Consider the following 18,181-nt stretch of genomic DNA (forward strand, 5'->3'; position numbering starts at 1 on the left):
CGAGCGCCATTTTTGGTTACATGCAGTAACCTTTTGGTGGGGTTCAGTATTGCCAAAAGAGGTTTTGTCAACTGATGTTTTCCCGTAGGGGCTACTTGCGGAGCACCACGGCTTCCAGGCCCAACGCTTTGACTGTGGTGGCGGCGGCCTCTGCCTGGCTGCGCGACGCATAGGGCCCCACCCGTACGCGCACGCGAGTGCCCTTGGCGCCATCCAGCGTCTGGCGAAACGCGGGCAGCCCCTCGTTCAGCAGCCGAGACTGCGCCTTGCGCGCATTGCTTTCGTCGGCGAACAAGCCCACGTTGATGTAGAAGCCGGGCGCCGAGCCGACGGTCGCCAGGTCCTCCGCAGGCGCTTTGGCTGCTGCGGTTGGCTTGGGGCGTGCAGGTTCTGCGGACTTGGTGGCAGAAGCCGTTTTGGACGCGGCGGGCGCAGGGGCAGATGCTTTGGCGGGGGCGCTGGCCTTGCTGGTGGGCGGGGGCGCCTTGGTTTTCTCGTTGTTCGCTGCCGTTGGTTTGGCGCTGCGGGGGGTGTCGGGCGACTGCGCGTTGGTTGCGATGGCCTGACTGGCTGGCTCGGTCGGTGCCGGAGCTGCAGCGGGCGCAGACGCGCTGGAGGAGGACTCTGCTGCAGGTAGGGGTGCGGAGGCTGCCACGGCAGTGGCACGCGCATCTTCCTCAGGCAGCGGTGCCTGGGCAGACGCTGGCGATGCCGATGCCGATGTCGTCACTGCAGGGCGGCTGGCGGTGGCCAGCGTTGGTTCGGGCTGGTTCCAGGATGCCGCGCGGCTGGCGGGCTCTTGCGCAGCGGCAGCGGGCTGCGCTGCGGGCGCGTCAAACAGGCCTTGGGGAAACAGCACATAAGCCAGCAAAGCCGCGGCCACGATGAGTGCGTGCCCGCCAATCACCCCATGCAGCCGCTTGCGCGAAACGGCCTGCGCGGCCAGCAGGTCGCAGGCCTGCGGAATGTTGGCCGAGGCGGCCAGGGCGCTGGTCACGCGCTTGCGAATGTCGGCGTGCAAGATGGCGTGGGCGTACAGCCCCGGGATGACGCTGCCCACCACGGCAAAGGCGCCCACCACGCCCCATTCCACCGCTTGCGGCCATTGCAGCAGCGGGCGGCCTACGCCAAACACCAGCAGTGCGACACCCTCTGCGGCCGCCACATAGACCAGCGCGGCGCCCCACAGGCGCCGGAACACCATCCACCCCAGTGTGAAGAAGCAGGCCGACCAGTGCCAGCTCGTCAGCGTGCGGCCCACGGCATCCAGCCGGGCAAACACGGGCATGTAGCGCTCGGGGTTCACCGGCCCCAGGGCCGCCCGGTACAGGCTGGTGATGGCCTTGTCGGAAGGAGACTCCAGGGTCATATGGGCAACGGTTGGTGTGGTGACCAAAGGGGCGGGCATGCCGCATTCTGGCATGCCGCTTCAGCGTCCAATGCGGGGAAAAGCACGGGTGGCGTGGCCCAGTAGCGCGGCCCATCGCTGCGCATATGAGTCTTGCGCCGGAGAGTACGGCCCGAGCATGGCAGCGGCTGAGCGGGGCTTGCTAAAGGATGCCCCAATTTTGAATCAAATAAGGGCCTGGCGCTTTGGCAGTAAGCGCTACCAGCTATCAATTAAATAGCGACTCAATGCGGAAGCTTGCGCATGGAGGCAAAGACGTGCCTCGTGGTGAGGGGCTCAGGCGCCTCGCACCATCGACATGATTTGCCCCGCATCCAGCGTGGCGGCCTTTTGCCGGATTTGCGGCAGGTATTCGGTCTGCAACTGCTTGGCGGGGCCGAGCAGGTCTTGAAAGCTCTCGCGCAGCATGGCGGTGCTCATCACCCGCCCGCCAGCGTAGTAGCGTTTGGCCACCTGCCCCAGCGCGTAGGTGGTGGCAAAAGAAAACGCCATGCCGGTGGCAGCACCGCCCAGCCCGCCGATGGTTTTGCCAGCCACCTTGCCCAGCAGGCCACCCAGCAGCTTGCGGCCAAACTGCTCGACGTATTGCGACGCCATGCCCACCCCGGCCGCGGCGATGAATTCCTTGATGTGCCCCCGGTCCAGCTCCACGCCGTGGGCCAGGCCAATGGCGTGCACCATCTTGATCTGCAGCGGAATGATGGCCATGGACGCCCACGACTGCGGCAGCAGCTCCAGCGCACCATTGAGCAGCGCGTAGTTCAGGATGGATTTGTCCAACTCCGCATCGCGCTGCACGGCGGCGGCCGATGGGCCGTTTGGTGCGGCGGCAGGCACCGGCACTGGCAAGCCGGGTTTGGTAGCGGTGGGTGTGGTGGCGCCGTCCAGCGCGTTGAGCAGGGCTTGCTCTTCCTGATCAAAGGCAGCTGTGGCTGCACCGCCCAGTTGCAGGGTCTGCTTGAGATGGGCCAGGAATTCACGCTCGGTAGGCGTCTGGCGGCCATCCACATCGCACACGCATACGGCCATTTCGTAGGCGAGCTGGCGGTGGGTGGGGTCTTGCAGTGCGGCGGCGGCTGATTCCAGGCTGGTGCGGCGCAGCAGCACGTCCTGGTACAGGCGGGGCAGGTCGGGCATATTGCCCTCGGCTGCCAACGATTGCGCAATGCGGCGAATCTCCTCGCGCTCGGTGTCGTCTTTGGCGCCATCGGCAAAGGCGGCCAGCATGGCAATGGTGAGGACGGACTGTTGCTGCTGCAGGTTCATGGGAGGGCTCTTTCCACGGTCAATTCAAGGGAAGTGCGCGCGGGTGGCGTGCCGGGCGCGGGCGTTAGCGTGGCATATCGGGGGGATCGGCGCGCTATCAATGGCTGGTGGCGTGGGGTTTTTGGTGGTGCGCAGCCCTGCGGGTAACAAAGGTCATCCCCGCCCATGCTGCGGCCAGCGCCAAGGCCGCCTACGATGGCGGCTTTGCACCCTGAAAGCCCGCACATGACCACCACGCTCAAGATCGATTTCGTCTCCGATGTCTCCTGCCCCTGGTGCATCATCGGCCTCAAGGCGCTGGAGCAGGCGGCTGAGCGGCTGCAGGGCGAAGTCGCGCTGGATTTGCACTTCCAGCCCTTCGAGCTGAACCCGCAGATGGGCCCCGAGGGGCAGGACATTGGCGAGCACCTGCAGGAAAAGTATGGCGCCACGCCCGAACAAAGCCAGAAGAACCGCGAAGCCATCGCTGCGCGCGGGGCGGAGCTGGGGTTCACCTTTGGCATGGACAAGCGCAGCCGTATCTACAACACCTTTGACGCACACCGCCTGTTGCACTGGGCCGAGGAGCAGGGCCTGCAGAAGGCGCTGAAACATGCGCTGTTCACAGCCTACTTCACCGACGGGAAAGATCCGAGCAACCACGAAGTGCTGGTGCAGGTGGCTGCCAGCGTGGGGCTGGATGCCCAGGAAGCGCAGGCCCTGCTGGCCTCCAACCGCTACGCCGACGAGGTGCGTGAGCGCGAGCAGTTCTATCTGCAAAACGGCATCCATTCGGTGCCCGCCATCATCATCAACGAGCGCCACCTGATCTCCGGCGGGCAACCGGTGGAGGTGTTTGAGCAGGCCCTGCGACAGATTGCAGCGCAGTCTTGAGATGCTTCAAAAATGATAGCTGCTGGCGCTTATGGATAAAGCGCTAGAGGCCATTTTGGTGCTCAAATAAAAACGCCCCGCAACGATGGCCGCTGCGGGGCGTCAGTGGTTGGGCCGACGGTTTACTTGCGCACCGGAATGGGCTGGACCCTGTCCACCGGCACGGCTGTGACGCTGTTTTGCGGCGAGCCGTCCACCAGCTTTTCGGAATAGGTCAGGTACACCAGGGTGTTGCGCGGGGCGTCTACCATGCGCACGATGCGCAGGCGCTTGAACAGGATGGACATGCGTTCGCTGAACACTTCTTCCTGCTTCTTCAGTGGCTCTGGGAAGCTGATGGGCCCCACCTGCCGGCAGGCAATCGATGCCTCGGCGCGGTCTTCGGCCAAACCCAGTGTGCCTTTGATACCGCCAGTGCGGGCCCGCGACACGTAGCAGGTCACGCCCTGCACGCCAGGGTCGTCATAGGCTTCCACGATGATGTCGTGGTCGCGGCCCAGCCACTGGAAGGCAGTGTCCACCGTGCCGATTTTTTCGCCAGCAGCCGCTTGTGCGGCCCCCGGCAACCCAAGGGCGGCGCACAGCGCCAGCATGGCCAGCGCGTGGGGCCTCATGCCGCAGGTCCCGCGTCAGCGCAGCGCTGAGCCAGGTGGGCCAGCGCTTCTTCCACCTGGTCCACCAGCACCAGGCACAGGTCGCCCGGCTGCAGGCGCGCCAGGGCGGCATCGATGGCGATGAATTCGCCACGGATTTCTTCGACGTGCGTGGTGCGCGGTGCGCCAGCCAGGCCTTCGCGCAGCAGGGCCATCACCTCGCCGTCGGCACGGCCGCGCTGGGCTGCGTCCTGGTACAGGATCACGTCGTCAAATGCAGCGCCCAGGATCACCGTCTGCTCGCGGATGTCTTCGTCGCGGCGGTCACCCGCGCCGCTGATGACCACGCTGCGCCGCTTGGCGGGCAGGGCGTCCACGGCCTGCACCAGGGCGCGCATGGCGTCAGGGTTGTGGCCATAGTCGGCAATCACGGTGGCGCCGCGGTAGTCCATGATGTTGAAGCGGCCGGGCGCGTTGTCGCTGTCGTTCACAAAGCCCGACAGGCCCCGGCGGATGGTCTGCCAGGGCATGTCCACGCCCCAGGCGGCTGCCACGGCAGCCATGACGTTCTCAACCTGGAAGCCGATCTTGCCGTTGCGTGTGATGGGCACATCGCGCAGGTGGATGGTTTCGCGCCATGAGCCTTCCGAGGCCACGATGGAGTCGCCATCGACGTACACGGTGCGATGGCCCTGTGCGCGGTGCGTGGCCATCACGGGGTGGTGACGGTCGCTGGCAAAGAAGATGATCTTGCCGGGGCAGGCCGGTGCCATGGCGGCAACGATGGGGTCTGCCGCGTTGAGCACGGCGTAGCCTGTGGTGGCCACGTTCTGCACGATCACGCGCTTGAGCACGGCCAGATCTTCCACCGTGGTGATGTAGTTCAGGCCCAGGTGGTCGCCTGCGCCGATGTTGGTGACCACGGCCACCTGGCAGCGGTCAAAGCCCAGACCTTCGCGCAAGATGCCGCCCCGGGCGGTCTCGAACACGGCGGCATCCACCTCGGGGTGCAGCAGCACGTTGCGGGCACTCTTGGGGCCGCTGCAATCGCCGCTGTCAATCTGGCGGCCGTTCACGTACACGCCGTCGGTGTTGGTCATGCCCACGCGCAGGCCCTGGGCGGTGAACAGGTGCGCAATCAGGCGTGCCGTGGTGGTCTTGCCGTTGGTGCCGGTCACGGCCACGGTGGGGATGCGACCGTCATCGCCGTGGGCAAAGAGCTTGTCCACCATGGCCGCGCCCACGTTGCGGGGCTTGCCATAGCTGGGCGCCAGGTGCATGCGCAGGCCGGGGGCGGCGTTCACTTCCACAAAGCCGCCGCCTTGCTCTTCGAGTGGGCGCAGCACGGTTTCGGCCACCATGTCCACGCCGCAGATGTGCAGGCCCACCATCTGGGCGGCAGCAATGGCGCGGGCGGCCACTTCGGGGTGCACGTCGTCCGTCACGTCGGTGGCGGTGCCACCGGTGGAGAGGTTGGCGTTGTTGCGCAGGATGACGCGCTGGCCCTTGGCAGGAACGGAATCCGGCGTGAGGTTTTGCGCAGCCAGGCGTGCCACGGCGATGTCATCCAGGCGGATCTTGGTGAGCGAGGTGGCGTGGCCTTCGCCACGGCGGGGGTCCTGGTTGACCACATCCACCAGTTCGCGCACGGTGTGCTGGCCATCGCCCAGCACCTGGGGCGGTTCGCGGCGGGCGGCGGCCACCAGTTGGTCGCCCACCACCAGCAGGCGGAAGTCGTGGCCGGGCAGGAAGCGCTCGACCATCACGGTGCCGTATTCGGCGGCGTTCTTATAAGCTTCTTCCAGCTGGGCGCGGTCGGTGATGTTGACCGTTACGCCCTTGCCCTGGTTGCCGTCTTGCGGTTTGACCACCACGGGCAGGCCCACCTTCTGGGCCACTTCCCAGGCTTCTTCCACCGTTTCCACCGGTTTGCCCAGCGGCACGGGCACGCCAGCGGCGTGCAGCAGGCGCTTGGTCAGGTCTTTGTCCTGGCCGATGGATTCAGCCACAGCGCTGGTCGAATCGACCTCGGCCGCCTGGATGCGGCGTTGCTTGGAACCCCAGCCAAACTGCACCAGGCTGCCGCGGGTGAGGCGGCGATAAGGAATGCCACGGGCCACGGCGGCCTCGACGATGGAGCCCGTGCTGGGGCCCAGGCGCTCGTCTTCGTCCAGCTCGCGAAGGTCGGCCACGGCCTTGTCGGCATCGAAGCTGCCGTTACCCAAGGCGGCCTGGATGAGCTGCTGCGCATCTTCAAACGCCTTGCGGCCCACGGCTTCTTCGCTGTATTCGACCACCACCTGGTACACGCCAGGATCCGTGGTGGCCGTGGTGCGGGCAAAAGTCACGGGGCAGCCAGCCTGGGCTTGCAGGGCCAGGGCAGCGGTTTGCAGCACGTGGGCCAGCGAGATGTCGCTATCGCCCCCCTCGGGGTGCAGCACGCCAATGGCCGGAAACAGGGCGCGCAGGCGGTCTTCAAAGCCGGCCATCTTGCCGATGGCGCGCTCGGTATCGGTACAGGTCACCACGGCCTCGATGGCCATGTGGCGGCTCCAGAGGTTGGGGCCACGCAGGGCCCGGGTGCGGGTTACATCCATGGAAGTTCTCTCTTTTGTGTTCCGTCAGTGCGCCGTGCGCTGGAGTGTCATCGCGTGCAGCAAGATGGGGTTGGTTGCTCAGAGCGTGTTCAGCGTGCTCACGCCCGCGGGGCGAATGCCAACGGGGGCTTGCAGCTCGGGCTCGAAGGTCTTGATACCAGCACCAATCAGGTCGGGGGCAATGTTCAGGGCCCACGCAGCGCCAATGGCGGCCAGCAGGGCGTCGGTGTCAGGCACCACAGCGTTGCGGCCAAAGGTCAGCTCGTCCAGGGTGCCCAGCACATGCTCTGCAGCGCCAGTGGCCAGCACTACGTAGCCTTTTTTGACCAGCACGGCACGGCCATTGGCGTTGGCGCGGTGCTCCACGATGGCGGGCAGCGTGGGGTCCTGCGCGTACAGCACCACGTCGCCGTCGCACAGCGGGGCCAGCGCAGCCACTTGCGCAATGGCGGCATTGAGCACTGCGGCGCCGTTGTCCAGCACCACGTCCACCTGGGTGCGCAGCACCTTGGTCATCTGGTCTTGCTCATGCACGTCAAACTCGGCCAGCGATTCCACGCCGTCCATGTCGGTCACCACGCCCACCTGGCAGCGGTCATACGCCAGGCCGTCGCGCAGGATGGTGCGGGCGTCGCTTTCGATCACGGCGGCCTGCACCATCTTGTTCATCAGCAGGCGGTGGGCGGCTTCCCAGTGGGCGCTGTCCGAAGACTCGACGCGGCGGCGGTCCAGGAACAGGCCATCGCGGCACGCCAGGCCGGTGTGGTGGCCACCCAGGTGCAGCAGCCAGGCCACCACGCGGGCAATGGTGGAAGTCTCACGCGTGCCGGCCACGCCCACCACGGGGATACGGCCGGCCGTGCCTTCTGGATGGTCTTCCGAGGGGAAGAGGTGTTCGGCGATGGCCTGACCCACGGGGCGGGGGGCGCCCACGGCGGGCTTCAAGTGCATCAGCAGGCCGGGGCCGGCATTCACTTCCACAATCGCGCCGCCTTGGGTATGCAGGGGTTTACTGATGTCTTGCGCCACCATGTCGATACCGGCAATGTCCAGGCCCACCACCTTGGCAGCCAGTTGGGCGATGTAAGCCACCTCAGGGTGTACGTCGTCCGTGCAGTCCACGGCCACGTTGCCGTTGCGCTGGATGACCACTTGGCGGCCTGCGGCAGGCACCGAGTCCGCCTGGAGGTCCTGGCGCTTGAGTTCGAGCTGCACCTTGGTGTCGGTGACCAGGTCGATGATTTCGAGGGGGTACTCTTCCTCGTAGCCGCGGCGGGGGTCGGAGTTGAGCTGGCTGTCGATGAGTTCCTTGACCGTGGAGCGGCCATTGCCGGTGATGCTGACCACCTCGCCACGCGCGGCGGCCACCACCTTGCCGCCCACCACCAGAATGCGGTGTTCGTCGCCGGGGATGAAGCGCTCCACCATCACGTCGCTGCCTTCGGGGTAGGCCACGTGGTAGGCCGCCTCGATGTCTTCTTTCTTGCGCAGCTCCAGCGTCACGCCCCGGCCATGGTTGCCGTCTGATGGCTTGACGACCACGGGCAGACCGATGTCCTGAGCGGCTTCCCAGGCCTCTTCGGGGCTGTTGACCACCTGGCCTTCAGGAATCGGCACGCCGCAGGCCTTGAGCAGGCTCTTGGTGAGGTCTTTGTCGCTGGCTATGCCTTCGGCAATCGCGCTGGTGCGCTCGGTCTCGGCTGTCCAGATGCGGCGCTGGGCAGCGCCGTAGCCGAGCTGCACCAGGTTGCCATCGTTCAGGCGAATGTGAGGAATGCCCCGGTCGGTCGCTGCGGTGACGATGCACGCTGTGCTGGGGCCGAGGTATTGGTCGTCTACCTCGGTGCGCACGCGGGCCACGGCGGCTTGCACATCAAAGGGTTCGTCGTTGATGGCGGCCATGATGAGTGCATGGCCTTGGGCCAGCGCCACACGCGCCACGCTCTCGTCGCGGGCACGGAACACCATGCGGTACACCCCGCGCACCGAGGTGCTGCGGGTTTGGCCAAAACCGGTGGGCATGCCCGCCAGGTTCAGCAGTTCAATGACGATGTGCTCCAGCACATGGCCGCACCAGGTGCCTTCCTGCAGGCGCTGCAGGAAACCGCCGCGTTCACCCACGCCGCAGTGGTGCTCGACCAGGGCGGGCAGCCAGGCGGTGAGCCGGTCGTTGAAACCCGGCAGTGTGTTGGAGGGGTGGTCTTCCAGCACCCCGAGGTCCAGCCAGACTTCCAGCACGGGGCGGTAAGTCCAGATATTGGGGCCGCGCAGGTAGTTGATGCGAAGCAGTTGGATGTCGTCGATTTTTGCCATGGATCGGAGCGGTTCAGAGACACCGGACGGGCCGGACAGGGTTGCCATTGTGCGCCCGGTTGGGCTGGAAATGGACGGGACGGTAGGAATCAGAAACGGTTTGCGACTTTTTCGGGGTTGCGCAACTCACAGGTTGGAAGAGTTGGAGTGCAGGCTGGCGATGCGTCTGTCTCGGTTGCTTGCATGGGCATGAGCGCCTGCAGCGAACACTGGTCATCCGGTCATCCCAATGGCACACCAATGCGTTCCTTTAAAGATCGTAAACAGGTTCCAAGTGTCAGCGGTCGTTGGCGGCCTGGGTTTCGGTCAAAATTCCTGCATCTGCACGGCCAGCAGTTTTGTACTGCCAGCTGCGGAAAACACAAAGAATATGCAACATCACCATTCTGTGGACGCCTCGGGTGTCTTTTCCGGCCCGGTAGGGGCCGATTTGCGGGCCAAGCTCGCGTCTGATGAAAACGTACTGGCTGCGTTACAGGTTGACCTGAGTGCAGATTTGCGCTTCGTCAGCGGTTGGGTGGTGGTGACTTCCAGGCGCCTGCTGGCGTGCGATCCGGGCGCCACGGTATGGCGGGACTGGCCCCTGGCACCCGGCCTGGCGCTCAAGCTGCAGGACCACGGGGGCGTGGGAACGCTGGAGTTGCACAACCCGCAGGAGCGTGTGGCTTTTTGGCGCTTTACCCTCGGCCACCATCCCCAGGCGCTGCGCCTGGTGCAGCGCTTTGAGCAGCAGGTCGAGCGCGGGGCCGGTCAAGCCGCCACAGAGGAAGACGAGCCCGCCTGCCCCGCTTGCCATACCCCCCTGCCGCCCGATACGGACGAATGCCCCGCCTGCGCCCGCGCCCAGGCGCCCCAGACCTCCACCTGGGTACTGTTGCGCCTGTGGCGGTTTGCCCGCCCCTACCGCAAGCAACTGGCGGCGGGCTTTGCCCTCACCATGGCGTCCACGGCCGCCACGCTGGTGCCCCCGTACCTCACCATCCCGCTGATGGACGACATCCTGATTCCTTACCAGAACGGGCAGACCATTGATCCCTGGCTGGTATTGACGTACCTGGGTGGGCTGCTTTTAGCGGCTCTGGCCGCCTGGGGCTTGTCGTGGGCGCGAACTTACATCCTGGCGCTGGTGTCCGAGCGCATCGGTGCTGACCTGCGCACCACCACCTATGAGCACTTGCTGCGCCTGTCGCTCGATTACTTTGGCGGCAAGCGCACGGGCGATCTGATGGCGCGCATTGGGTCGGAAACCGACCGGATCAACGTCTTCCTGTCGCTGCACGCGCTCGATTTCATCACCGACGTGCTCATGATCTTCATGACGGCGGTGATTCTGTTCTCCATCAACCCCTGGCTGGCGTTGGTCACCCTGGTGCCGCTGCCTTTCATTGCCTGGATGATCCACACCGTGCGCGACCGCCTGCGCACCGGATTTGAAAAGATCGACCGCGTGTGGTCCGAAGTGACCAATGTGCTGGCCGACACTATCCCCGGCATCCGCGTGGTGAAGGCTTTTGCCCAGGAAAAGCGCGAAGCCCAGCGCTTTCGCGACGCCAACCAGCACAACCTGGAAGTGAACGACAAGCTGAACAAGACCTGGAGCCTGTTCACGCCCACGGTGTCGCTGCTCACCGAAATAGGGCTGCTGGTGGTGTGGGCCTTTGGCATCTGGCTGGTGTCGCGCAACCAGATCACGGTGGGTGTGCTCACGGCGTTCATCGCCTACATCGGTCGGTTCTATGGCCGTCTGGATTCCATGAGCCGCATCGTGTCCGTCACGCAAAAGGCGGCGGCGGGGGCCAAACGCATTTTTGACATCTTGGACCACGTCAGCAACGTGCCCGACCCGGCCCAGCCCGTGAAGGTGGACAAGATCGCGGGCTCTATCACCATGCAGAACGTGGGTTTCCGCTACGGCAGCCGCGCCGTGATCAAGGGGTTGGATCTGGAAATCCGGGCGGGCGAAATGATTGGCCTGGTGGGCCATAGCGGCTCGGGCAAAAGCACGCTGGTCAACCTGATCAACCGTTTCTATGACGTGAGCGATGGCTCCATCCAGGTAGACGGCATCGACATTCGCCGCTTTGCGGTGGCCGACTACCGCCGTCACATTGGCCTCGTGCTGCAAGAGCCGTTCCTGTTCTTCGGCACCATTGCCGAGAACATTGCCTATGGCAAGCCCGACGCGACGCGCGAGGAAATCGTGGCCGCCGCGCGTGCCGCCCATGCGCACGAATTCATCCTGCGCCTGCCGCATGGCTACGACTCGCTGGTCGGTGAGCGCGGCCAGGGGCTGTCGGGCGGCGAGCGCCAGCGCATTTCGATTGCCCGCGCGCTGCTGATTGACCCCCGCATCCTGATTCTGGACGAGGCCACGTCAGCCGTGGACACAGAGACCGAGAAGGAAATCCAGCGGGCGCTCGACAACCTGGTGCAAGGCCGCACCACCATTGCCATTGCCCACCGCCTCTCTACCCTGCGCAAGGCCGATCGCTTGGTGGTGATGGACCGCGGCGAAGTGGTGGAAGTTGGGCCACACGACGAACTCATGGAAAAGCAGGGGGCCTACTGGCGCCTTTACGAAGCGCAAGCCCGCCGTGCCGAAGAGGACGCACAGGCCGCGGGCGTCATCATCGACAGCAGCCTGCTGCACCCCGCCCACCCCGCAGGTAACTCCTGAGCCCGGAGAAGACATGACTTCGCAAAACCATTCCCCTGCTGGCTCAGCTACCCCCGCCCTGGCTGCTTCTGTGCAACTGCTCCGCAACCCCCACGGGCGCCTGGTGCTCACCCTGCCAGACGGCACAGCGCACGAAGGCGTGGTGCCTGTGCGCGCCTTCCCTATCGCTGCGCCCCAGGAGGGCCTTTCCCTCGTGGGCGCAAACGGGCACGAGCTGCTGTGGATAGACCGCATCGATACGCTGCCAGCGCCCCAGCGGCAGTTGCTGGAAGAAGAATTGGCGGTGCGGGAGTTCGTGCCCACCATCGAAAAAATCGTGGCGGTGTCCAGCTTCTCCACCCCCAGTACCTGGGATGTGATCACGGACCGTGGTGCCGCTCGCCTGGTGCTGAAGGCGGAGGAGGACATCCGCCGCCTGGCTGGACGCACGCGTTTGCTGATTGCCGCAGGCGAAGGCGGGCAGTTCAAAGTGCCTGACACCACCGCCCTGGACAAACATTCCCGCAAGCTGCTGGAGCGCTTCCTGTAAATCGCACGGGTGGAAGTGTGAAAAAACTAGGGTTTACCCTGGTTTTGGCCAAAAGGCTGAAAAAAGGCTTAATTTGCCCTTCTTTTTGCCGAAATGGATTACGAAGGAGGCGGTAAAGCCTTCGCTTTTTCATTTCACCATGGGCCCATGTCATGCAATTGCCACCTGTTGACCGATCGCCTGCCTGGCGTCCTCAGGGCGCCGATTTGTATTCCACTGGGGCTTCTGGCGCACCGCCGGTGCGTCCTATCAACGCCCCCAACCCCGTCGAGTCTGTCGACCGACTGGGTCAGGGCGCCGTGGTGCGCGAGCCTGACAAGCCGTCTGCCCCCGATGCGACGAACCGGGACTGGACTGAAGTCAAGAAAAAAGACACGGTGGAGGAACCCCCTGAGCCACCCAAAGAGCCCATCTACAAGCAGTTGCTGGAGTTGATCCAGTCCATGTGGCGCGCCAGCGGCAGCGCGGTGGAGATGGCGCAAGAAGTGAACAAGGTGACCCAGCAGGAGCGCCTGGCCCAGCAGGTTAAAAAAGAAGATCTGACTTATTCAGATCCGAAGGTCAAGCGCACCACGGGTTTGTGACTCCAAGGGGACGCGGCGGGTGTTTTCCCATCCCGCCAGCGCCTCATTCGGCCTTGAGGGGTGCGGCTGGCGCGACAGGCGCCTCTTGAATGGGGTGCTGTGCGGCCTGCGCTGCTTTTTGGCGGTCGCGTTCGGCGCGGTACTTGGCGGCAAATTCGCGCACTTCCTCGTACGAAACGTAGTTGTCGTGGTTGGTGTCCGCATCGTCGAATGCGGCTGACAGGCGCGGAAACAGCTTGACCTCGGTGCGGCTGAGCTTGCCATCGCCGTTGAAGTCCAGCATCTTGAAGTCGCGCATCGCCTTCAACTCTTCCTTGGTGAGCGCTGCTTCCTGCGAGGGTGCGGTTTCAGTGGGGGCGGGCGTGCCTTGTGCCATCGCCGCCGTGCCCAGCAAGGCAACGCTGCAAAACCACAGTGTTCGAATCAACAGCAAAGCGTGCTCCTCAGGTGTGTAGCTTGGCATTTGAGGTGAATGTGCTGGATTTGCAACCGTGGCGACAGGCCTTTTACCGGTAGTTGCGCGCATTCACATGCCTTTGCACAGGGTCAGGCCTTGGGCTTGCGCCGCGCGGTGGTTTCATCCACCACCAGCGGTGGGTTTGCAATACCGGCGCGCACGTGGCCTGAAGGCACATGCAGCGCGGCCGAGGTAACGTGGCCCGTCTGGTCGTCAAAGAAAAAGTCGGGCTCGAATTCGCGCAGGAACGGGCCTTTTTCCAGGCCGCCGAGGAACATAGCTTCGTCCACCGCCAGGTTCCATTTCATCAACGTATTGATGGCGCGCTCATGCGCAGGGGCGCTGCGGGCCGTGACCAGTGCGATGCGCAGGCGCATGCCCGAGGCGCCCGCCTGCTGCTGCAACTGGTGCAGCGCAGCCAAAAGGGGCTTGAATGGGCCGCCAGATAGCGGCAGCTCGGCTTTGTTGATTTCATGCGTCTGAAAGGCTTCCAGCCCTTCGGTTTGGTACACGCGCTCGGCTTCGTCCGAGAACAGCACCGCGTCGCCGTCAAACGCAATCCGCAGCTCGTGGGGGTAATCGACTCCGGCGGCTACCGATTCGGTCAGCACCCGCGCAGCCGGAAAGCCCAGCGCCAGCGCTTCGCTCACGTCCTGCTCGTTGGCCGACAAAAACAGGTGCGCCCCCAGCGGCCGCAGGTAGCGGAAGGGGTCGCGCCCCTGGGTGAAAACGCCCCGCTCCAGGGGCAGGCCTGCCTCTTTGGCCGAGCGAAAAATCCGCAGCGCGCTGACCGGATCGTTGCGCGAGAGGATGACCACCTCCACATTGCGGGCGTGGGCGGTGTTGAAGGCCAGCAGCTTTTTCACGAGCTGGAAGGCCACCCCCGGTTTGGCCGGTACTTCCAGCCGCGCCTGTTGCAGTTCCATGTAGGCGCGCGGGTCCAGGGGGTCGAAAACGCGGTTTTCCTCTTCAAAGTCAAACAGCGCGCGTGACGAGATCGCCACCACCAGTTTGTCGTCCAGCGTTACGGCCATGGTGCGGTTTTTCTGCCGGGGGCGTTATTTCACGAAGCGGTTGAGCTCGATGATGGGCTGCATCACCGCCAGCACGATGGTCATCACGATCAGGCCCATGCCCACGATCAGCAGCGGCTCCAGGATGGTGGCCAGTTGCAGGGCGCGGCGCTGCACTTCGGTGGAGATTTGTGTGGCGGCGCGTTGCAGCATCAGCGGCAATTGCCCGGTTTGTTCACCCAGGCGGGCGAACATGGACACCAGGCCCGGAAAGCGCTTCTTCTGCGCCAGGGCCGAGGCCAGCGGTGCACCTTCGCGCACCAGCACCAGCGCATCGAGCGCGTCGGCCCGCATGGCGCGGTTGTTGAGGGTTTCGGCCGCCGCCTGCAGTGCCTTCAGAATGGGCACGCCCGCGCCCGCCAGCATGGCCAGGGTGCCTGCAAAACGGGCGGCGTTGTAGCCGCGTGCCAGTTTGCCGACCAGCGGCAGGTTGAGCCAGGCAGCATCAAACTTTTGGCGAAAAGACTCCAGAGTCAGCGCCCAGCGGGCGCTAGCAGCTATCAAAATAAGAGCACTCAACATCCACCAGCCGTAGTTGCGCACGATAGAGCTGATGGTGAGCATCATCACCGTGAGGAAGGGCAGCGCCCGCTTGGTGCCGGCGAAGACGCTGGCCACCTGGGGCACCACGTAACCCACCAGAAACAGCACGATGACGATGGCCACCACGGTGACGATGGCGGGGTAAAGCGCCGCGCCCACCAGTTTGGCCTTGAGGGCCTGGCGGTCTTCCAGGTCGTCGGCCAGCTTCTCCAGCACCATGCCCAGGTTGCCGCTGTGCTCTCCCGCACCGATCACGGCGCAATAAATGTCGGAAAACTCGCGCGGGTGCTGGCTCAGCGCGCGGGCAAAGGTGGAGCCCGCATTGACCTCGGCGCGCAAGGCGGCCACCAGGTGGCTTTGGCGCTCGTCGTCGGCCTCGTCGCTCAGGGCGGTGAGTGCCCGCTCCAGCGGCAGGCCTGATGACACCAGCCCTGCCAGTTGCCGGGTCCACACCGCCAGCGTGGTGGCGCTGAACACCGGGCGGGTGAACAGGCGCTGGCCCAGCGAGGTGCCGCCACCCGCGGCAGTCTGCCCCGTCTGCACCAGCTCCACCGTCAGGGGCACCAAAGCCTGGGCGCGCAGCATGCTGCGAGCGGACTTGGCGGTGTCGGCCTCCAGCAGGCCTTTGCGGGTCTGGCCCTGGGCGTCCAGGGCTTCAAAAGAAAAAGCGGGCATGAATCAGTGGCGGTGTCGGGGGCAAAGGGGCACTGCGCTCAAGGCAATGCTGCCCCCGCGATGGTAGCCGCTCGGTGTGACCGGGGTGCCTGGGAATGTGCGGGGGCCTTATGCCCAGCGCATGGCGGTGACCTGCGCCGTGATCGGCCGATGGCCTGCCGGTCCGCCGAGCAGGCTCTCACAGCGCAGCGGCTGTGGCCTGCCCCATGGCGCTGTGCGCCTGGGCGGCAATGTCCAGCGAGCGCAGGCGCAGCGCGGGGTCGTACACGTCGCACACCAGAATCAGCTCGTCGGCACCCGTTTCTTGCGCCAGCGTGGTGAGGCCGTCACGCACGGTATCGGGCCCGCCAATCACGGCGGCGGCCAGAAAGTCGCCAATGGCCGCGCGTTCCTGCGGTTGCAGGCGGGCGGCGTAGTTCTCGACCGGTGGCTGCAGGCTGAGGCGGTTGCCGGTGAGGATGTCCAGTACCCGCTGGTAGGTGCTGCTGGCCAGGTATTCGGCCTCGTCGTCGGTGGGGGCAGCAATCAAGGGCACGCCAATGGCCACGTACGGTTTGGGCCATGCGGCCGATGGCTGGTACAGGCGGCGGTACAGGTCAATGGCCTGGTGCATCAGGCGCGGCGCAAAGTGCGAGGCAAAGGCGTAGGGCAACCCTTCTTGTGCGGCCAGTTGCGCAGAAAACAGGCTGGAGCCCAGCAGCCAGATCGGCACGTTGGTGCCCGCACCGGGCATGGCCACCAGGCGCTGGCCTGGCTGCACGGGGCCCAGCAGGCGCTGCAGCTCGGCCACGTCCTGCGGGAAGTCGTCGGCGGTTTCCACCCGGCTGCGGCGCAGCGCGCGCATGGTGGTGGGGTCGGTGCCGGGTGCGCGGCCCAGGCCCAGGTCGATGCGGCCAGGGTACAGCTCTGCCAGCGTGCCAAAGGCTTCGGCCACCACCAGCGGGGCATGGTTGGGCAGCATCACACCGCCGGAGCCCACGCGGATGCGCGAGGTGCCCCCCGCGATGTAGCCCACCAGCACCGCCGTGGCCGAGCTGGCAATGCCTGGCATGTTGTGGTGCTCGGCCAGCCAGTAGCGCGCAAACCCCAGCTTTTCGGCGTGCTGGGCGGTGCGCAGGGCGATTTGCAGCGCCTGGGCCACGGTGCCGCCTTCGCGCACGGCGACCAGATCAAGCATGGACAGGGCAGGGCGATGGGTGGGAGTGGGTGCGTTCATGCCGTCATTGTCCGCCCCCTGACGGCAGTCTGCAGGCCCTGGTGGGGAGCCGTGCCCGCCAGCGGGGTTGCTCTGCATTGCAAAAGCACAGGAGTGCATTTTTTTGATAGCCAAAAACTTGCTTGCAATACAAAATGTTTCTGAATGGCGGCTCCAATTGCGGAATGCCTCCGCACTTCCCCGTTCACCAACCAAGGCAAGGTATGGGCTTTTTCAGCCGTTTTTTCAAGATCCGCGAACAAGACCCAGATAGCGCAGAAACCACCTGGGCCATGGAAGACAACGGCAGCGAGCTGGTGCTGGACCCTGAATACGCTGCCACGCTGATGACCGAGCTGGACCTGGACGCAGCCATTGCCAACCACGAGGTGTGGCGCCAGCAGCTGGAAGACCTGGTGCATGGCCGCTCGGGCGAGGTGCCGCAGGCCGAGCCCATTTGCAGCGCCGACCGGTGTGACCTGGGGCGCTGGCTGGGCGGCACCGGGCGGCTGCGGCTGGGCCACTACCCGGCGTTTGGCATGCTGGTGGCCCGCCACCAGTACTTTCACCAGCAGGCGGCCGGGGTGGTCGATCAGATGCGCGCGGGCGACCAGCCCAAGGCGCTGCACCTTTTCAACACCAGTTGCCGCCACGCGTCTAACCAGGTGCTGTTGCTGCTCAAAGAACTCAAGCGCGGGCTGGGGCGCTGATCGTCAACCGGCTTTTGCTATCAATAGGTGAGCTGCTGGCGCTTGCTGGATAAGCGCTAGAGGCCGATTCTCTATAAAAATTCAGGCGATAAGCAGGGGGCGATGCCAACCCCCTCAGTAACTGCGCCCGCCCTTGTACATGGCGTGCTGGCGGCGGTTCAGCGTAGCGGTTTCGCCCAGGCGGCCCATGGCGGCACCCGCGTGGGCGTGGGTAATGGCCAGGCCCAGCCCGTCGGCCGCATCGGTGCCGGGCAGGCCGGGCAGTTGCAGCAGGCGGCGCACCATCTCCTGCACCTGGCTTTTGGCGGCGCGGCCGTGGCCCACCACGGCTTTTTTCATCTGCAGCGCGGTGTATTCGGCCACGGGCAGGTTGCTGGCCACCAGGGCGGTGATGGCCGCGCCCCGCGCCTGCCCCAGCAGCAGGGTGGACTGCGGGTTGACGTTCACGAACACAATTTCGACCGAGGCCACATCGGGCTCGTAGCGGGCCACCACCTCGGTGATGCCGTCGAACAGAATCTTCAGCCGCCCGGGCAGGTCGCCCAGGGCCAGGGTGGTGGTGCGGATGGTGCCGCTGGCCACGTAGCGGAGTTGGTGGCCATCCATGTCCACCACGCCAAAACCAGTGGTCTGCAGGCCGGGGTCAATCCCTAAAATACGCATGTGCTATTGAATTAATAGCTGTTAG

The 18,181-nt window shown here is 65.1% G+C and carries 15 protein-coding genes; 5 read left to right on the top strand and 10 right to left on the bottom strand.

Annotated elements, in window-relative coordinates; translation table 11 throughout:
- Positions 1-91 precede the first annotated feature (91 nt).
- Both AADJ04_RS01110 and AADJ04_RS01115 read right to left on the bottom strand, forming a co-directional pair.
- Complete coding sequence (locus AADJ04_RS01110) at positions 92-1,408, bottom strand: SPOR domain-containing protein (protein ID WP_341238467.1); 1,317 nt, start codon at positions 1,406-1,408, stop codon at positions 92-94.
- Positions 1,409-1,684: 276 nt separating this feature from the next.
- Complete coding sequence (locus AADJ04_RS01115; RefSeq protein ID WP_341238468.1) at positions 1,685-2,674, bottom strand: DUF533 domain-containing protein; 990 nt, start codon at positions 2,672-2,674, stop codon at positions 1,685-1,687.
- Positions 2,675-2,899: 225 nt separating this feature from the next.
- On the opposite strand from AADJ04_RS01115, the gene AADJ04_RS01120 reads away from it, so the two are divergent.
- Entirely contained in the window at positions 2,900-3,547 is a 648-nt protein-coding gene (locus tag AADJ04_RS01120; protein ID WP_341238469.1) for a DsbA family oxidoreductase, read from the top strand.
- Positions 3,548-3,669: 122 nt separating this feature from the next.
- On the opposite strand, the gene AADJ04_RS01125 is transcribed toward AADJ04_RS01120, so the two are convergent.
- The 3 genes from AADJ04_RS01125 to cphA (AADJ04_RS01135) all read right to left on the bottom strand — a co-directional run bounded on the left by AADJ04_RS01125 (position 3,670) and on the right by cphA (AADJ04_RS01135) (position 9,050).
- Entirely contained in the window at positions 3,670-4,140 is a 471-nt protein-coding gene (locus AADJ04_RS01125) for a CreA family protein (protein ID WP_341238506.1), read from the bottom strand.
- 17 nt (positions 4,141-4,157) lie between these two features.
- Positions 4,158-6,737 (bottom strand): cyanophycin synthetase, encoded by a 2,580-nt coding sequence (cphA, locus tag AADJ04_RS01130; protein WP_341238470.1) that lies wholly within the window; start codon positions 6,735-6,737, stop codon positions 4,158-4,160.
- Positions 6,738-6,815: 78 nt separating this feature from the next.
- Positions 6,816-9,050: a cyanophycin synthetase gene (gene cphA, locus AADJ04_RS01135; RefSeq protein ID WP_341238471.1), complete on the bottom strand. Its 2,235-nt coding sequence runs from the start codon at positions 9,048-9,050 to the stop codon at positions 6,816-6,818.
- Positions 9,051-9,420: 370 nt separating this feature from the next.
- Between cphA (AADJ04_RS01135) and AADJ04_RS01140 the strand changes: the two genes are divergently transcribed.
- From AADJ04_RS01140 to AADJ04_RS01150, 3 genes are all read left to right on the top strand, one after another.
- Positions 9,421-11,727 (top strand): ABC transporter ATP-binding protein, encoded by a 2,307-nt coding sequence (locus tag AADJ04_RS01140; RefSeq protein WP_341238472.1) that lies wholly within the window; start codon positions 9,421-9,423, stop codon positions 11,725-11,727.
- Positions 11,728-11,740: 13 nt separating this feature from the next.
- Positions 11,741-12,256, top strand: a complete 516-nt coding sequence (locus tag AADJ04_RS01145; protein WP_341238473.1) for a DUF1854 domain-containing protein — start codon at positions 11,741-11,743, stop codon at positions 12,254-12,256.
- A 152-nt stretch (positions 12,257-12,408) separates the two neighbouring features.
- Positions 12,409-12,840 carry a hypothetical protein gene (locus tag AADJ04_RS01150; RefSeq protein WP_341238474.1) on the top strand — a complete coding sequence of 144 codons (432 nt, stop codon included), beginning with the start codon at positions 12,409-12,411 and terminating at the stop codon, positions 12,838-12,840.
- A 43-nt stretch (positions 12,841-12,883) separates the two neighbouring features.
- Here the strand turns inward: AADJ04_RS01150 and AADJ04_RS01155 are convergent, their stop codons facing one another.
- From AADJ04_RS01155 to AADJ04_RS01170, 4 genes are all read right to left on the bottom strand, one after another.
- The gene (locus AADJ04_RS01155; protein ID WP_341238507.1) at positions 12,884-13,216 is read right to left on the bottom strand and encodes an EF-hand domain-containing protein; all 333 of its coding nucleotides are present in this window, start codon (positions 13,214-13,216) and stop codon (positions 12,884-12,886) included.
- Positions 13,217-13,386: 170 nt separating this feature from the next.
- Positions 13,387-14,331 carry a 5'-nucleotidase gene (locus AADJ04_RS01160; RefSeq protein WP_341238475.1) on the bottom strand — a complete coding sequence of 315 codons (945 nt, stop codon included), beginning with the start codon at positions 14,329-14,331 and terminating at the stop codon, positions 13,387-13,389.
- A 24-nt stretch (positions 14,332-14,355) separates the two neighbouring features.
- Complete coding sequence (gspF, locus tag AADJ04_RS01165) at positions 14,356-15,588, bottom strand: type II secretion system inner membrane protein GspF (RefSeq protein ID WP_198845878.1); 1,233 nt, start codon at positions 15,586-15,588, stop codon at positions 14,356-14,358.
- A gap of 178 nt (positions 15,589-15,766) precedes the next feature.
- A complete protein-coding gene (locus AADJ04_RS01170; RefSeq protein WP_341238476.1) occupies positions 15,767-16,804 on the bottom strand; it encodes an LLM class flavin-dependent oxidoreductase in 1,038 nt (345 codons plus the stop codon).
- A gap of 203 nt (positions 16,805-17,007) precedes the next feature.
- On the opposite strand from AADJ04_RS01170, the gene AADJ04_RS01175 reads away from it, so the two are divergent.
- A complete protein-coding gene (locus tag AADJ04_RS01175) occupies positions 17,008-17,493 on the top strand; it encodes a CZB domain-containing protein (protein ID WP_288485536.1) in 486 nt (161 codons plus the stop codon).
- A gap of 114 nt (positions 17,494-17,607) precedes the next feature.
- On the opposite strand, the gene ruvC is transcribed toward AADJ04_RS01175, so the two are convergent.
- Complete coding sequence (ruvC, locus tag AADJ04_RS01180) at positions 17,608-18,156, bottom strand: crossover junction endodeoxyribonuclease RuvC (protein WP_273624685.1); 549 nt, start codon at positions 18,154-18,156, stop codon at positions 17,608-17,610.
- Positions 18,157-18,181: the final 25 nt, after the last annotated feature.

Origin of the sequence: uncultured Acidovorax sp. (assembly GCF_964021665.1) — a bacterium.
Classification (GTDB): domain Bacteria; phylum Pseudomonadota; class Gammaproteobacteria; order Burkholderiales; family Burkholderiaceae_C; genus Acidovorax; species Acidovorax temperans.

Coding starts and splice junctions, on each gene's coding strand:
- AADJ04_RS01125 (WP_341238506.1), bottom strand. CDS start 4,140: ATGCTGGCGCTGTGCGCCGCCCTTGGGTTGCCGGGGGCCGCACAAGCG.
- AADJ04_RS01155 (WP_341238507.1), bottom strand. CDS start 13,216: ATGGCACAAGGCACGCCCGCCCCCACTGAAACCGCACCCTCGCAGGAA.
- AADJ04_RS01145 (WP_341238473.1), top strand. CDS start 11,741: ATGACTTCGCAAAACCATTCCCCTGCTGGCTCAGCTACCCCCGCCCTG.
- AADJ04_RS01140 (WP_341238472.1), top strand. CDS start 9,421: ATGCAACATCACCATTCTGTGGACGCCTCGGGTGTCTTTTCCGGCCCG.
- AADJ04_RS01115 (WP_341238468.1), bottom strand. CDS start 2,674: ATGAACCTGCAGCAGCAACAGTCCGTCCTCACCATTGCCATGCTGGCC.
- AADJ04_RS01120 (WP_341238469.1), top strand. CDS start 2,900: ATGACCACCACGCTCAAGATCGATTTCGTCTCCGATGTCTCCTGCCCC.
- cphA (WP_341238470.1), bottom strand. CDS start 6,737: ATGGATGTAACCCGCACCCGGGCCCTGCGTGGCCCCAACCTCTGGAGC.
- AADJ04_RS01175 (WP_288485536.1), top strand. CDS start 17,008: ATGGGCTTTTTCAGCCGTTTTTTCAAGATCCGCGAACAAGACCCAGAT.
- cphA (WP_341238471.1), bottom strand. CDS start 9,050: ATGGCAAAAATCGACGACATCCAACTGCTTCGCATCAACTACCTGCGC.
- AADJ04_RS01160 (WP_341238475.1), bottom strand. CDS start 14,331: ATGGCCGTAACGCTGGACGACAAACTGGTGGTGGCGATCTCGTCACGC.
- AADJ04_RS01110 (WP_341238467.1), bottom strand. CDS start 1,408: ATGCCCGCCCCTTTGGTCACCACACCAACCGTTGCCCATATGACCCTG.
- ruvC (WP_273624685.1), bottom strand. CDS start 18,156: ATGCGTATTTTAGGGATTGACCCCGGCCTGCAGACCACTGGTTTTGGC.
- gspF (WP_198845878.1), bottom strand. CDS start 15,588: ATGCCCGCTTTTTCTTTTGAAGCCCTGGACGCCCAGGGCCAGACCCGC.
- AADJ04_RS01150 (WP_341238474.1), top strand. CDS start 12,409: ATGCAATTGCCACCTGTTGACCGATCGCCTGCCTGGCGTCCTCAGGGC.
- AADJ04_RS01170 (WP_341238476.1), bottom strand. CDS start 16,804: ATGAACGCACCCACTCCCACCCATCGCCCTGCCCTGTCCATGCTTGAT.